Below are 14,694 nucleotides of genomic sequence, written 5' to 3' on the forward strand. Positions count from 1 at the left end.
GCCGTCGAGCTGCGTCGCGAGCTGGCGGAGGACCGCCGGTACGGGGTCGGGGCGGGCCGCCGCCGTCGCCAGCGCCTGCTGGGCGCGGGTCACCCGGCGCAGCTCGCGGTGGCGCGCCTCGGCCATCAGCCGCCACACCGCCCGCGCGATCGTGGTGAACGGAGTCTCGGGCGGCACCTCCAGCAACGGCAGGCCATGCCGGTCGCACGCCTCGATCAGGGCCCGGGGCACCGTCTCGTGCACCGGCCGGACCCCGAAACCGAGTGCCGCCGCCCCCGCCTCCACCAGCCGGCCGACGTAGTGGTCCGGGTCCGTCAGCAGCACGCCCGCGCTCAGCAGCAGTTCCCCGCCGAGCAGATACGGATACGGGTCGGCCATCTCCGAGGTGTGCACCCAGAGCAGATCGGCGTCGGCAGGCCCCGCGATCCGGCGCAGGCCCAGCTCCTCGCGTGCCAGGAGCCCGGCCAGCGGGATGGGCGGGGTCGGCGGGCCGGCCGGCGGAGTCGTCCGCGGGGCGCCCGCGGAAGGGTCAGGCATGGACGGTTCATCCATTCAGTGGGTCGCGAATGGAGGAAACGTACCCTTCAGTGTCGGCCTTCGGCCACCTACCGTCTTCCTCGCACGGGCGCCGCGCCACGTCGAAGAGCGACGGCCGACGGGGCGTGAATCCAGTCCGTCGGCGTCTGAGGCCGGAACACTGGCGCCGGGCCGGCCGACCTCGAAGGGGTCCTCCATCGCCGGACGGGCTGGGGCGGGCCGGGCGGGCCGGCAGCCCCGCACACTTGACACCGTACGAAACACGAAGGAAGGGCACACCTCATGAGCAGCACCGAATCGCCGCGCGGCCCCATCGACTCCTCCCGCGTCCCGCGCTACGCCGGGCCCGCGACGTTCGCCCGGCTGCCCCGGCTCGACGAGGTCGGCCGGACCGACGTCGCCGTGGTCGGCGTGCCCTTCGACTCCGGGGTCTCCTACCGGCCCGGCGCCCGCTTCGGCGGCAACGCGATCCGTGAGGCGTCCCGGCTGCTGCGCCCGTACAACCCGGCGCAGGACGCCTCCCCGTTCGCCCTCGCCCAGGTCGCCGACGCCGGGGACATCGCGGCGAACCCGTTCAACATCAACGAGGCCGTCGAGACCATCGAAGGGGCGGCCGACGACCTGCTGGGCACCGGCGCACGCCTGATGACGCTCGGCGGCGACCACACCATCGCCCTGCCGCTCCTGCGTTCCGTCGCCAAGAAGCACGGGCCCGTCGCCCTGCTCCACTTCGACGCGCACCTGGACACCTGGGACACCTACTTCGGCGCCGAGTACACCCACGGCACCCCGTTCCGCCGGGCCGTCGAGGAGGGCATCCTCGACACCTCCGCCCTCTCCCACGTCGGCACCCGCGGGCCGCTGTACGGCAAGCAGGACCTGACCGACGACGAGAAGATGGGCTTCGGCATCGTCACCTCCGCCGACGTCATGCGGCGCGGCGTCGACGAGATCGCCGACCAGCTGCGGCAGCGCATCGGCGACCGGCCGCTGTACATCTCCATCGACATCGACGTCCTGGACCCGGCGCACGCCCCCGGCACCGGCACCCCCGAGGCCGGCGGCCTCACCTCCCGCGAGCTGCTGGAGATCCTGCGCGGGCTCTCCTCCTGCCACCTGGTCTCCGCCGACCTGGTCGAGGTCGCCCCCGCGTACGACCACGCCGAGATCACCTCCGTGGCCGCCTCGCACGCCGCGTACGAGCTGACGACGATCATGTCCCGCCAGATCGCGGACGAGAAGGAGACGAAGGAGGCCGCGGCCAAGTGAGCCACGACCACGACGACCGGCCGCGGCTCACCGCAGCCCAGGCCGCGGCAGCCCTGACCCCGCCGCCCGGCCGCACCGGCGGCGACCTCGTCGTCGAGTCCCTGCACGGGCTCGGCGCGACCACCGTCTTCGGGCTGCCCGGCCAGCACGCGCTCGGCGTGTTCGACGCGCTGCGCCGCTCCTCCCTCTCGTACGTGGGACTCCGCGTCGAGAACAACGCGGGCTTCGCCGCCGACGCGTACGGCCGGATCACCGGTGAGGTCGCGCCCCTGCTGCTCTCCACCGGGCCCGGCGCGCTCACCTCGCTCGCCGCGCTCCAGGAGGCGGCCGCCGCCTCCGCGCCCGTCCTCGCGATCTCCAGCCAGATCCCCACGGCCGGGCTCGGCGGCGGCCGGCACGGCTTTCTCCACGAGCTGCGCGACCAGCAGGCCTCCGTCCGCGACCTCGTGAAGTCCGTCCACACCGTGCGGTCCGCCTCCCAGATCCCCTCCGCGATCGCCGCAGCCTGGGAGTCCGCGCTCACCGCCCCGCACGGGCCGGTCTGGGTGGAGATCCCGCAGGACGTGCTGCTCGCCGGGACATCCCTGCCGGTCGTCAGCGCCATGGACGCCACCCCGCGCGAGCTGTATCCCCGGCCCGAGCTGACGATCGCCGCCGCGCACCTGCTGTCCAACGCCGAACGGCCCGTGATCATCGCGGGCGGCGGAGTCGTCCGCTCCGACGCCTCCGGCAAGCTCCTCGCGCTGGCCGAGAAGATCGACGCGCCGGTCGTCACCACCTTCGGCGGCAAGGGCGCCTTCCCCTGGGAGCACCCGCTGTCGCTGCGCTCCTGGCTGGAGGACCGGCACACCACCGACTTCCTGGAGGACGCGGACGTCCTCCTCGTCGTCGGTTCGGGGCTCGGCGAACTCTCCTCGAACTACCACACCTTCCGCCCGCGCGGCCGGGTGATCCAGATCGAGGCGGACGCCGGGAAGCTGGAGTCCAACCACCCCGCCCTCGGCATCCACTCCGACGCCCGCGAGGCCCTGTCCGACCTCCTGGAGGCCGTCGAGCCCCGCGAGGACGCGGGAGCCGCCGAGCGCGTGCGTACGGTGCTGGAGAAGGTACGGGTCCGGATCGACGCCCAGGACCTCACCCTGGAGCAGCAGGTCCTCGCCGCCGTCCGCGAGGCGCTGCCCGACGCCGCGCCCAGCTTCTGGGACATGACGATCCTGGCGTACTGGGCCTGGTCCGCGTTCGACGCCCGCCGCCCCAACACCATGCACTCCGCCCAGGGCGCGGGCGGCCTCGGCTACGGCTTCCCGGCGGCCATCGGCGCGGCCGTCGCCGACCCGACGAAGCCCGTGCTCGCGGTCTCCGGTGACGGCGGCGCGATGTACTCCATCGCGGAACTGGCCACCGCCCGCCAGTACGACCTGCCGCTGACCTGGCTGATCGTCGACGACGGCGGTTACGGCATCCTGCGCGAGTACATGACGGAAGCCTTCGGCGAGGCCACCGCCACCGAGCTGTCCCGCCCGGACTTCGTCGCGCTCGCCGAGTCCTTCGGCGTCCCCGCCGTCCGTACGACACCGGAGTCCCTCGCCGGGGACCTGAGCAAGGCGCTGGCGGCCCCGGGGCCGTCCGTCGTCGTGCTCCCGGCCCTGCTGCGGATGTTCGAGCCGACGCACCTGTAAGCCGTACGTCCGTGGCGGCGGGATGAAATCCGCGGCCCCGGGCGTTGGTGCCTTCCGGTAGACCAGGTGGAACAGCTGGACCAGCGGACAGGCCGAGGAGAAGGCCGAAACGGGAGGCAACGCGTGACGGGCGCAGAGCAACAGGGGTGGGGCCGGCGGCTGACCGGGTACGCGTGGCGGTACCGGCGCAACGTCGTGCTCGCTCTCGGCTCGTCGCTCGGCGGCATGGCCGTCATGGCCCTCGTTCCGCTCATCACCAAGGTGATCATCGACGACGTGGTCACCGACCACACCCGCTCCCTCGCCGTGTGGACCGGACTGCTCATCGGCGCGGCCGTCCTCGTCTACATAGCCACCTACATCCGCAGGTACTACGGCGGCCGGCTCGCCCTGGACGTCCAGCACGACCTGCGTACGGACATGTACACGACGATCACCCGGCTCGACGGGAAACGTCAGGACGAGCTGTCCACCGGGCAGGTCGTCGGCCGCGCCACCAGCGACCTCCAGCTGATCCAGGGGCTGCTGTTCATGCTCCCGATGACCATCGGGAACGTACTGCTCTTCCTCATCTCCCTGGTCATCATGGCCTGGCTCTCGCTGCCCCTGACCCTCGTCGCCCTCGCCGTCGCCCCCGCCCTCTGGTTCATCGCCCGCCGCTCCCGCACCCGTCTCTTCCCCGCCACCTGGTACGCCCAGAGCCAGGCCGCCGCCGTCGCCGGAGTCGTCGACGGGGCCGTCTCCGGGGTCCGGGTCGTCAAGGGCTTCGGCCAGGAGGACCAGGAGACCGGCAAGCTCCGCGCGGTCGGGCGCCGGCTGTTCGCCGGGCGGCTGCGCACCATCCGCCTGAACTCCCGCTACACCCCGGCCCTCCAGGCGGTGCCCGCGCTCGGCCAGGTCGCCATGCTCGCCCTCGGTGGCTGGCTGGCCACCCGGGGCGAGATCACCCTCGGCACCTTCGTCGCCTTCTCCACCTACCTCGCCCAGCTCGTCGGCCCGGTCCGGATGCTCGCCATGGTCCTCACCGTCGGCCAGCAGGCCCGGGCCGGCGTGGAACGCGTCCTGGAGCTCATCGACACCGAGCCCTCGATGCGGGACGGCACCAAGGAACTGCCCGCCGATGCCGCGGCAGGCATCGAGTTCGACGACGTCCGCTTCGGGTACGCTCCGCCTCGCTCCGCCTCCGCTACAGACACGGACCTTGGAAGCGGAGCCTCCGAGCGCCCCGTCCTCGACGGCTTCTCGCTCACCGTCGAACCCGGAGAGACCGTCGCCGTCGTCGGCGCGTCCGGCAGCGGCAAGTCCACCATCTCGCTCCTGCTGCCCCGCTTCTACGACGTGTCCCACGGGGCCGTCCTCATCGGCGGCCACGACGTCCGCGAGCTCACCCAGGCGTCCCTGCGCTCCGCCATCGGCCTGGTCCCCGAGGACAGCTTCCTGTTCTCCGACACCATCCGCGCCAACATCGCCTACGGCCTCCCCGACGCCACCCAGGAGCAGATCGAGCAGGCCGCCCGCGCCGCCCAGGCCGACCGGTTCATCGCCGACCTGCCGAAGGGGTACGACACCACCGTCGGCGAGCACGGGCTCACCCTCTCCGGAGGCCAGCGCCAGCGCGTCGCCCTCGCCCGCGCCATCCTCACCGACCCCCGGCTCCTCCTCCTCGACGACGCGACCTCCGCCGTCGACGCCCGCGTCGAGCACGAGATCCACGAGGCGCTCAAGCAGGTGATGGCGGGCCGCACGACCCTGCTCATCGCCCACCGCCGCTCCACCCTCCAGCTCGCCGACCGCATCGCCGTCCTGGACGCCGGGAAGCTCGCCGCGATCGGCACCCACGAGGAGCTGGAGCGCACCTCCGCGCTCTACCGCCGCCTCCTCACCGACCCCGACGAGCTGGGCGGCACCTCGCCCGGCCACCGGCCACCGCGCACCGAGGCCGACCCCGACGACGACCGCGCCCTCCAGGAGGAGCTGGACGCCGAGTTCGACGCGGAGCGCGGCATCACCCCCGAGCTGTGGATCCGCAAGGAGGAGAAGGGGGACACCACCGTCGCCGGTATGCCCGCGACGCCCGAGCTGCTCGCCCAGGTCGAGGCGCTGCCGCCGGCCACGGACACCCCCGGGGTGGACGAGGCCGCCGCCGTGCGTGCGGAGGACTCCTACGGGCTGCGGCGGCTGCTGCGCGGCTTCGGCGGGGTCCTGCTGATCAGCCTCGGGCTCGTCGCCGTCGACGCCGGGATGGGCCTGCTGCTGCCGGTCCTGATCCGGCACGGCATCGACGAGGGCGTCACCCAGGTCTCCATCGGCGCGGTGTGGGCGGCCTCCGCGATCGCGCTGGTCGTCGTGCTCGTCCAATGGATCGCGCAGACCGGCGAGATCCGGATGACCGGCCGGACCGGCGAGCGGATCCTGTACTCGCTCCGCCTGAAGATCTTCGCCCAGCTCCAGCGGCTCGGCCTCGACTACTACGAGAGGGAGCTGACCGGCCGGATCATGACCCGGATGACGACGGACGTGGACGCGCTCGCCACGTTCCTCCAGACCGGGCTCGTCACCGCGTTCGTCTCCGTGGTCACCTTCTTCGGCATCATGGTCGCGCTGCTCGTCCTGGACATCCAGCTCGCCCTGGTCGTCTTCGCCACCCTGCCCGTGCTGATCATCGGCACCGTCTTCTTCCGGCGCAGCAGCGTCAAGGCGTACGAGCTGGCCCGGACACGTATCAGCGCCGTCAACGCCGACCTCCAGGAGTCCGTCTCCGGCCTCCGCATCGTCCAGGCCTTCGGCCGCGAGCACGACGGGGCCGCCCGCTTCGCCGAGCACAGCGACCACTACCGCCAGGCCCGGGTGCGCGGCCAGTGGCTGATCTCCGTCTACTTCCCGTTCGTCCAGCTGCTGGCCTCCGTCGCCGCCGCCGCCGTCATGATCGTCGGCGCGGGCCGGATCGACAACGGCACGCTGACCACCGGAGCGCTGGTCGCCTACCTCCTCTACATCGAACTGTTCTTCGCCCCCGTCCAGCAGCTCTCCCAGGTCTTCGACGGCTACCAGCAGGCGACCGTCTCCCTCGGCCGCATCCAGGAGCTGCTGCGCGAGCCCACCTCGACCGCCGACCCGGACGAGCCGCTCGACGTGTTCTCGCTGCGCGGCGAGATCGCGTTCGAGGACGTCTCCTTCGCGTACGGCTCCGACGAGGAGGCCCTGAGCGGTGTCGACCTGCGCATCCCGGCCGGCCAGACGGTGGCGTTCGTCGGGGAGACGGGGGCCGGGAAGTCGACCCTCGTCAAGCTCGTCGCCCGGTACTACGACCCCACGGGCGGCCGGGTCACCGCCGACGGAGCCGATCTGCGGACCCTCGACATGACCGCCTACCGGCACCGCCTCGGCGTCGTCCCGCAGGAGGCGTACCTCTTCGACGGCACGGTCCGCGACGCCATCGCCTACGGGCTGCCCGACGCCACCGACGCCCAGGTGGAGGCCGCCGCCCGCGCGGTCGGCGCGCACGAGATGATCGCCACGCTGGAGGACGGCTATCTCCACGAGGTCGCCGAGCGCGGCCGCAACCTCTCCGCCGGACAGCGCCAGCTCATCGCGCTGGCCCGCGCCGAACTCGTCGACCCGGACATCCTGCTCCTGGACGAGGCCACCGCCGCCCTGGACCTCGCCACCGAGGCCCTGGTCAACCAGGCCACCGACCGCCTCGTCGGCCGCCGCACCACGCTGGTGGTGGCCCACCGGCTGACCACCGCCGCCCGCGCCGACCGCGTCGTGGTCATGGACCACGGGCGCGTCGTCGAGGACGGCACGCACGACGAGCTGCTCGCCCGGGGCGGGCGGTACGCCCGGCTCTGGCGCACCTTCATCGGCGAGGGCATAGGGGAGGACGAGCCGGCGGGCGTCTGAGCGGCCACGGGGTCCACCGCGTCTGCCGGGTCCGGCGGGTCCGGCGGGTCCGGCGGGTCCGGCGGGTCCGGCGGGTCCGGCGGTGCAACCTCCCACGGCTCTGCTGCGTCGTAGCCAGGGACGCACGGGTGCGTACAGACGTCAGGTGGGGGCGAATGTGTTCGGCAGAGCCGCGGAGCCGGTGAGACCCATGAGGCCGACCGGACCGACGGGACCGGCGGAGGCAGCGGGCCCGGCTGGGCCGGCCGGCCTCGCGAGGCCGGGGGGACGGCCGTTGCTGGCCCGCCTCCTCGTCCTGTTCCTGCTGGCCGGACTCGTGCCCCTGCTCGGCGCCCCCGGCGTCGCCCGGGCCGCCTCCGGCTGCTCCGGCCGCCCGGCGAAGACCGTCGGGTTCTCCACGGGAGAAGTACGCGTCTACAAGAGCCGCGCCCATGTCTGCGCGGTGACCGTCGCGAAGAAGCCCGGCAAGCGGCGGACGATGAGCGTCACGCTCCAGGCGCGCGGCGGACGCGCCGTCACCGACAAGGGCGCGTACACGAAGATGGCCGGTCCGGTCACGGTCAACGCGCTCAACCGCTGCGTACGGGCCTCCGGCGCGATCGGCAAGAAGTCCGCCTCCACCGGATGGATTCTCTGCTGACTTCTCCCCTGACATGAACAACACGGGTCTGGCGTGGCGTGTGTTGCCCCGATAGGTTCACGGCGACTGTTGTGAATCAAGGGGAGGGTGCATGCGCAAGGCGCTCACAGGGGTTCTCTCGCTCGCTGTGCTCATAGGCACGGTCGGAGCCACGGGGGCCTCGGCCGGTGCGGCCACCGCCGCGGAGCCGGCCGCGAAGCGGAGCAGCGGCGCTGCCGGAGGCAGCGAAGCGAGCAACGAGGACATCAAGGACCGCATCCTGGCCATCCCGGGCATGAGTCTGATCGAGGAGAAGCCGTACGCGGGCTACCGCTACTTCGTCCTCAACTACACCCAGCCGGTCGACCACCGGCGCCCGTCCAAGGGCACGTTCCAGCAGCGCCTGACGCTGCTGCACAAGGACGTGAGCCGCCCGACGGTCTTCTTCACCAGCGGCTACAACGTCTCCACGAACCCCAGCCGCAGCGAGCCGACGCAGATCATCGACGGCAACCAGGTCTCGCTGGAGTACCGTTACTTCACCCCGTCCCGGCCGGCCCCGGCCGACTGGTCCAAGCTGGACATCTGGCAGGCCGCCAGCGACCAGCACCGGGTGTTCACGGCGCTGAAGAAGATCTACGACAAGAAGTGGCTGGCCACCGGCGGGTCCAAGGGCGGCATGACCGCCACGTACTTCGAGCGCTTCTACCCGAAGGACATGGACGGCGTCGTCGCCTACGTCGCGCCCAACGACGTGGTGAACAACGAGGACTCGGCGTACGACCGGTTCTTCCGCAACGTCGGCACCGAGGAGTGCCGCGACAAGCTGGCCGACGTGCAGCGCGAGGCGCTGATCCGCCGGGCCCCGCTCCAGAAGAAGTACAAGGAGCTGGCCGCGGCGCAGGGCTGGACCTTCAACACCGTCGGCTCCCTCGACCGCGCCTACGAGGCCACGGTCATGGACTACGGGTGGGCGTTCTGGCAGTACAGCCTGCTCGCCGACTGCGCGGACCTCCCGGCCGACGCCGAGGACGCCACCGACGACGTCATCTGGAACTCGGTCGACTCCATCTCCGGCTTCTCCGCCTACGTGGACCAGGGCCTGGAGAGGTACACCCCGTACTACTACCAGGCGGGCACCCAGCTCGGGTCGCCGGACATCAAGCAGCCCTGGCTCAGCAAGCTGAGCCGCTACGGCTACCAGCCCCCGCGCAACTTCGTGCCCCGCTCCATCCCGATGACGTTCGACCGGGGCGCGATGCGGGACATCGACCGCTGGGTCAAGCGCAACGCCCGGCAGATGATGTACGTCAACGGCGAGAACGACCCGTGGAGCGCGGAGCCGTTCCGCCTCGGACGCGGCGCGAAGGACAGCTACGTCTACACCGTCCCCGGCGGCAACCACGGCGCGAAGGTCTCCGGCCTCGTCGCCGAGGAGAAGGCGAAGGCCACCGCCGCGATCCTGCGCTGGGCGGGCGTCGCCCCGGCGGCCGTCGAGGCGGACCCGGCGAAGGCGAAGCCGCTGGCGAAGTTCGACACCAGGCTGGACCAGCGCAACGGCGAGATCGAGCGCGACGAGGCCACGCTGCGCCCGTAGCGGTCCCTCGCGGTTCTCCCGGCGGTTGTCCCACGTGGGCTGCGTCCTTCGGTCACTCTCCCGGCGACCGGCGGGCGCGGCCCCGTACACCCGGCGCGGCCCGCCGGAGCGGGCCACGCCAGGTGCGCGGGGCCGTCGGGCTAGCGCCTCTCGTACGAGAGTCCGTGGCCCATCGGATACAGCACCCGCGTCGGGTCGTCCGCGCGCTGCACCGGGACCGGGAGGGTGCCCTCCGGAGCGGCGCGGCCCGCGATCACCCGGGCGGCGGCGCGCAGTTCGACGTCGGTCCAGGAGTACGCGGCGAGGCTCGCGGCGACTCCGGTCCCGGTGAGGTGGGCGACGTCGTAGGGATTGCGGACGGCGACGGTGACCACCGGGACGCCGGTCGCCACGAGGGCCGTGACCAGGGTGCGCTGCGAGCTGGTCGCCGTGACGTTGTACGTCGCCACGACCACCACGTCCCTGCCCTCGGCGGCGGCGACCGCTTCGGCGATCCTCGCCTGGTTCGGAGCCGTACCGGTGGACAACGATCGTGCGGTGAAGCCCAGTTCGGCGAAGGCGTCTCTCAGTGTGCTGGTCGGCGGGCCCGTCGTCCCGGAGGGGGAGGCCGGATCGGCTCCCACCACCAGCAGGTCGCGGTGGCTGCGGCGGGAGAGCGGCAGCAGGGTGCCCGGGTCGGCGAGCAGGGTCGTCGTGCGCTCGGCGATCCGGTCGGCGGCGGCCCGGTGGGTGCGGCTGCCGACCGTGCGCTCGACGCCCCGCCGGCTGACGAACGGGTCCCTGAACAGGCCCAGCCGGCTCTTCAGCCGCAGGATCCGCAGGATCGATTCATCGACTCTCGCCTCGCTGACCTCGCCGCCCCGCACCGCCTCCAGCACGGCGTTCCAGGCGACGGAGAGGTTCGGCGGGTTCAGCAGCTGGTCCACGCCCGCCAGCAGCGCGAGGACCGGCACGCGGTCGTCGCCGTACTTCGTGCGCACCCCCTCCATGCCGAGCGAGTCGGTGACCACCACCCCGTCGTAGCCCAGCTCCTCGCGGAGGATGCCGGTGAGGATCGGCCGGGAGAGCGTGGCCGGGTCCTCGGACGGGTCGAGTGCGGGGACCACGATGTGCGCGGTCATGATCGAGTCGATACGGGCCCGGATCGCGGCGCGGAACGGCGGGGCGTCCAGCTCCTCCCACTGCGCGCGGGTGTGGTTGATGACGGGCAGCCCGGTGTGGCTGTCGGTGCTGGTGTCGCCGTGGCCGGGGAAGTGCTTGGCGGTCGACGCGATGCCCGCGCCCTGATAGCCCTTCACCTGCTCCGCGACCAGGGCGGCCACCGCGTCGGGGTCGGAGCCGAAGGAGCGTACGCCGATGACCGGGTTGGCCGGGTTGACGTTGACGTCGGCGTCCGGCGCGTAGTTCTGGTTGATGCCGAGCGCGGCCAGTTCGGCTCCCGCGATCCAGGCCGCCCGGCGGGTGTCGGAGCGTGAGCCGCCCGCGCCCAGGGCCATCGCGCCCGGCAGCAGCGTGGCGGGTTCGCCGACCCGGCAGACGATGCCGTGTTCCTGGTCGGTGGAGACGAGCAGCGGCAGCCGGGAGCGCCCGGCGAGGGCCGCGCGCTGGAGGCCGTTGGAGAGATCGGCGATCTGGTGCGGGTCGCGGGTGTTGTGCGCCCAGGTGAAGTAGATGATCCCGCCGACGTGGTACGTGGAGATCAGCTCGGCGGCGGTGCGGACCCCGATCTCCTTGAGGTTCGCGTCGATGTCGGCCTGGTCGGGGTCGGTGGCGGAATGCCCGTAGACCCGCATCACGAAGAGCTGGCCGACCTTCTCCTCCAGGCTCATCCCGGCGATGATCCGTCGCAGCCGGCGGTCGGTGGAGGCGTTCGCGTTCGTGGAGGGTTCGGATGCGGCGGAGGGGACGGCGAGCGCGCCGGTGGCCGCCGCCGCTGTGGCGGCCGCGGTGGCGGTGAGGAGGGTGCGTCTTGAGGTGCGGTGGGGCACGTGAGCTCCTTCCCGGGGTGAAAGAAACTTTCAAGTGAGTACGCTTATATGGAAACTAACTTCCGGTCAAGAGGCCGAGCCGCCCGCGTCACGACCCGCACGCGAACGGAGGGGCGCGGAAACGCTCGGGCACGCCGCCTCCCACGGACGCGAAAGGGCGCGGGGGGTGCCGCCTCGCACCGGCCCCGCGCCCTCGCACCGTCCCGCCGCTACTGCTTCGGCGCTCCGAGCCGCAGCAGGTGCTCGCGCCCCGCGCCCAGCAGCCCCGGCAGCTCCGCCGCCCCCGGGTACCAGCGCTTCTCGTACTCCCAGCACACCCACGTGTCCGGGCCGAGCAGGTCCAGGCAGGCGGCCAGCGGAAGCACCCCGGAGCCCAGCGCCACCGGAGTGAGGTCGTCCGCCGAGGCGACGTCCTTCACCTGGACGTAGCCCAGGTGCGGGGCGAGCACCGCGTGACTGGCGGCAGGCTCCTCACCGGCGAGCCAGGTGTGCAGCACGTCCCAGATCGCGCCGACCCGGGGGTGCCCGACCGTGGCGACGACCCGCGCGGCGTCGAGGCCCGCCCGGTGCGAGTCATGGGTCTCCAGCAGGATGCTCACGCCCATGTCGGCGGCGGCCGGTGCGGCCGCGCCCAGCCGCCGGGCGGCCGCCGCGTCGGCCTCCGCCTGCTCCTGGTCGCCCCCGCCGGGGAAGACCCGGACGTAGGACGCGCCCAGGTCCCGGGCGAGCCGCACCAGCTCGGACAGCTCCGCCACGACCGGTTCGTCGTCCCCCTCGGCAGCCGCGTTCACATACCCGGCGAGGGCCAGGATCTCCACCCCGCCGGCCTTGAACGCCTCGACCACATCGGCCCGTTCCAGCGACGAGAGGCCCAGGTGCACCGGCTCCTCGGGGTGGACGCGCAGCTCCACCCCCCGGTAGCCGTTCCCGGCGGCGAGCCGGACGACCTCGGAGACCGGCGTTCCCGGCACCCCGAGGGTGGAGAATGCGAGCTTCATTGTGCGTGTCCTTCCCTTGTGCCGACGCCCCGCTCCTGCCCGTCGGGCCGGTCGCTACTCCCGGACGCCGGGCCGGTGGCCGCTCCCGGACGCCGGACTCCTCAGCCGACGCCCCGCAGCAGTCGCTCCAGGCTACCCAGCAGCTTCAGCGCGTCCTCGCGCCGCGCACCCTCCAGTGCGCCCGTGCCGGACGCCGCGCGCTGCTCGGCCTCCCGCACCCGCTCCGGGGTGATCACCCGCAGGGCGGCGGCGGCCTGCCGGGCGAACATCGCGAGCAGGTCCAGCTCCCGGACGCCCGACCGGGCCTGCGGGGAGGGGTCCAGCACCTCCAGCACGCCGAGGACCCGGGAGTCGCTGATGAGCGGAGCCGCCATCAGGGCGTTCGGCACGTACGCGGTCGACTCGGCCAGCGAGCGGTCGAAGGACGGATCGGCGCTCAGGTCGTCCACCACCATCGGCTCGCCGGAGGTCGCCACCCACCCGGCGATCCCGCGGCCGGCCGGGAACCGGCGGCCCACGAGGAACTCCTCGCCCTGCCCGGACACGGCCTGGAAGACCAGCTCGTCCGCCTCCTCGTCGAGCAGGAAGACCGAACTGGCCTCGGCCCCGAAGATGGCGCGGGCCACATCGACGACCGACTGGAGCAGCTCACTGCGCGGCGCGTCGGCGACCGCGGCGGCGGTGGGGGAGAGGGAGGGGGCGGAATCAGTTCTCGGAGTCATCACGGATATCTCCTGCCGCAGTGGAAGGACGCGGCGCGTGGCGCACATTGGCCGCGGACAGATAGAGGGCGTTCTTGAGCTGGAAGGCCGTCATCCGCGGATGCGCGGACAGGACGCGGGCGCAGAGCCCGGCGACGTACGGCGTGGCGAAGCTGTTCCCCGTGGTGCGGATCGTCCGGCCGCCCAGCCACGGCACGGTCACGTTCTGGCCAGGACCGAAGAACTCCACCGGGGGATCCGGGTTGTACAGGTGCAGTTCGGGGTCGTCCTCCTGGTGGCTGCCCACCGAGATCACCGAGGCGAACCGCCAGGGGAAGCTCTCCACCGGGGTGTTGTGGGCCGAGGCGACGATCACCGTACGGGCGAAGTAGGCGCTGTCGGCCAGGCTGTGCAGCTCCTGCGCGAACCGTGTGCGGGTGGTCGACAGGCTGAGGTTGACCACGTCGAAGCGCTGCTCCACCGCCCAGCGCAGCCCGGCCATCAGGACGTCACCGGTGCCGGAGAACCGCTCCCCGAGCACCCGCACACTGTGGATCTCGCACTCCGGCGCGGTCCGGCGGACGATGCCCGCGCACGCGGTGCCGTGCCCGCAGGTGTCCCCGGTGGTCGTCGGCTCGACCGTGATCTCCCCGCTCTCCCCGTCCTTGACGACCACCCAGGAACCGGCCAGCGGGCCGATCAGCGGATGGTCCCGCTCCACGCCCGAGTCCACCACGCACACGCGCACGCCGCGCCCGGTGGCGGGCCCGGCGGGGCGTCCGCCCGGCGGTCCGGCGTCCGCCAGCACCGGTACGTCCTCGGGGCCGCGCCCGCGCAGACTCCAGGTCAGCCCCTGCCCCGGGGCCCCGCGTGCGCCGGGGGCCGTCCACGGCTGTCCCGGCCCCGGCCGTGTCCGTTCCGTTTCCGTCCGCGGCCGTTCCGGCTCCGTGGTCGTCATCGGTCAGCTCCTCTCCCTCGTCGTGGCCATGGACCGGGGCGGATGCGCGAGGAACCCGGCGACCCGGCGTGCACCCGGCAGATGCCCCTTGCCCGTGAAGTGCGCCCCGGCCGACCGGGCCGAGGCCCCGGCCTCCGGCCACCGGCCCAGGGCGGCGAGCGTGTGGGCCCGGTCCAGCTCGGCCGTCGCCTGCACCAGCGGGGAGTCCGTGAGCAGCGAGGCCCGGACCGCCCGGTCCGCGCGTTCTGCCGCCTCCTCGGGGCGGTCCCGCACCGCCAGCCGGGCCCGCAGCCCCGCCAGGTCCACCGCGTCCGCACGGCTCAGCCCCGAGGTGTCCCCGACGCCCGCCAGCCGGGCGGCCGCCCGGTCCTCCCGGCCCGCGTCCAGATCGAGGCGGGCCGCGTCCAGCGCCACCGCCGTCCGCATCCCGGCCGCCCCCGTGCGC

10 protein-coding genes and 1 pseudogene are annotated in these 14,694 nt (G+C 73.0%); 5 read left to right on the forward strand and 6 right to left on the reverse strand.

The window, feature by feature from the left end; genetic code table 11:
* The coding region (locus tag CR470_RS27165) for a PucR family transcriptional regulator ligand-binding domain-containing protein (RefSeq protein ID WP_179892383.1) at positions 1-552 on the reverse strand (552 nt) is incomplete at its 3' end.
* 267 nt (positions 553-819) lie between these two features.
* Between CR470_RS27165 and speB the strand changes: the two genes are divergently transcribed.
* From speB to CR470_RS27195, 5 genes are all read left to right on the forward strand, one after another.
* Positions 820-1,806, forward strand: a complete 987-nt coding sequence (gene speB, locus CR470_RS27170; protein ID WP_097870153.1) for an agmatinase — start codon at positions 820-822, stop codon at positions 1,804-1,806.
* Positions 1,803-3,485 (forward strand): thiamine pyrophosphate-binding protein, encoded by a 1,683-nt coding sequence (locus CR470_RS27175; RefSeq protein WP_097870154.1) that lies wholly within the window; start codon positions 1,803-1,805, stop codon positions 3,483-3,485. The genes speB and CR470_RS27175 overlap by 4 nt, the downstream gene beginning before the upstream one ends.
* 123 nt (positions 3,486-3,608) lie before the next feature.
* Positions 3,609-7,388, forward strand: a complete 3,780-nt coding sequence (locus CR470_RS27180) for an ABC transporter ATP-binding protein (RefSeq protein WP_097870155.1) — start codon at positions 3,609-3,611, stop codon at positions 7,386-7,388.
* A 274-nt stretch (positions 7,389-7,662) separates the two neighbouring features.
* The gene (locus CR470_RS27190) at positions 7,663-8,028 is read left to right on the forward strand and encodes a hypothetical protein (RefSeq protein ID WP_097870156.1); all 366 of its coding nucleotides are present in this window, start codon (positions 7,663-7,665) and stop codon (positions 8,026-8,028) included.
* 91 nt (positions 8,029-8,119) lie between these two features.
* Positions 8,120-9,604 (forward strand): S28 family serine protease, encoded by a 1,485-nt coding sequence (locus CR470_RS27195; protein WP_097870157.1) that lies wholly within the window; start codon positions 8,120-8,122, stop codon positions 9,602-9,604.
* A gap of 140 nt (positions 9,605-9,744) precedes the next feature.
* Here CR470_RS27195 and CR470_RS27200 read toward each other — a convergent pair whose 3' ends face one another.
* The 5 genes and pseudogenes from CR470_RS27200 to CR470_RS27220 form a co-directional block, all read right to left on the reverse strand.
* Positions 9,745-11,592, reverse strand: coding sequence for a glycoside hydrolase family 3 protein (locus CR470_RS27200; RefSeq protein WP_097870158.1), 1,848 nt, complete (start codon positions 11,590-11,592; stop codon positions 9,745-9,747).
* Between the two features lie 209 nt (positions 11,593-11,801).
* A complete protein-coding gene (locus CR470_RS27205) occupies positions 11,802-12,590 on the reverse strand; it encodes a sugar phosphate isomerase/epimerase family protein (RefSeq protein WP_097870159.1) in 789 nt (262 codons plus the stop codon).
* A gap of 101 nt (positions 12,591-12,691) precedes the next feature.
* Positions 12,692-13,312, reverse strand: a complete 621-nt coding sequence (locus tag CR470_RS27210) for a GAF domain-containing protein (RefSeq protein WP_097870160.1) — start codon at positions 13,310-13,312, stop codon at positions 12,692-12,694.
* Positions 13,296-14,249, reverse strand: coding sequence for a S8 family peptidase (locus tag CR470_RS27215; RefSeq protein ID WP_373561445.1), 954 nt, complete (start codon positions 14,247-14,249; stop codon positions 13,296-13,298). Before CR470_RS27215 ends, CR470_RS27210 begins: the two co-directional genes overlap by 17 nt.
* 3 nt (positions 14,250-14,252) lie before the next feature.
* Positions 14,253-14,694 (reverse strand): annotated as a pseudogene (locus tag CR470_RS27220) (adenylate/guanylate cyclase domain-containing protein); the annotation flags it as partial.

Source organism: Streptomyces sp. rh34 (assembly GCF_002551245.1).
Lineage (GTDB): Bacteria > Actinomycetota > Actinomycetes > Streptomycetales > Streptomycetaceae > Streptomyces.

Excerpts from the sequence above, each read along its gene's own strand:
- speB (WP_097870153.1), top strand. The coding sequence starts at position 820 with ATGAGCAGCACCGAATCGCCGCGCGGCCCCATCGACTCCTCCCGCGTC.
- CR470_RS27195 (WP_097870157.1), top strand. The coding sequence starts at position 8,120 with ATGCGCAAGGCGCTCACAGGGGTTCTCTCGCTCGCTGTGCTCATAGGC.
- CR470_RS27205 (WP_097870159.1), bottom strand. The coding sequence starts at position 12,590 with ATGAAGCTCGCATTCTCCACCCTCGGGGTGCCGGGAACGCCGGTCTCC.
- CR470_RS27210 (WP_097870160.1), bottom strand. The coding sequence starts at position 13,312 with ATGACTCCGAGAACTGATTCCGCCCCCTCCCTCTCCCCCACCGCCGCC.
- CR470_RS27215 (WP_373561445.1), bottom strand. The coding sequence starts at position 14,249 with ATGACGACCACGGAGCCGGAACGGCCGCGGACGGAAACGGAACGGACA.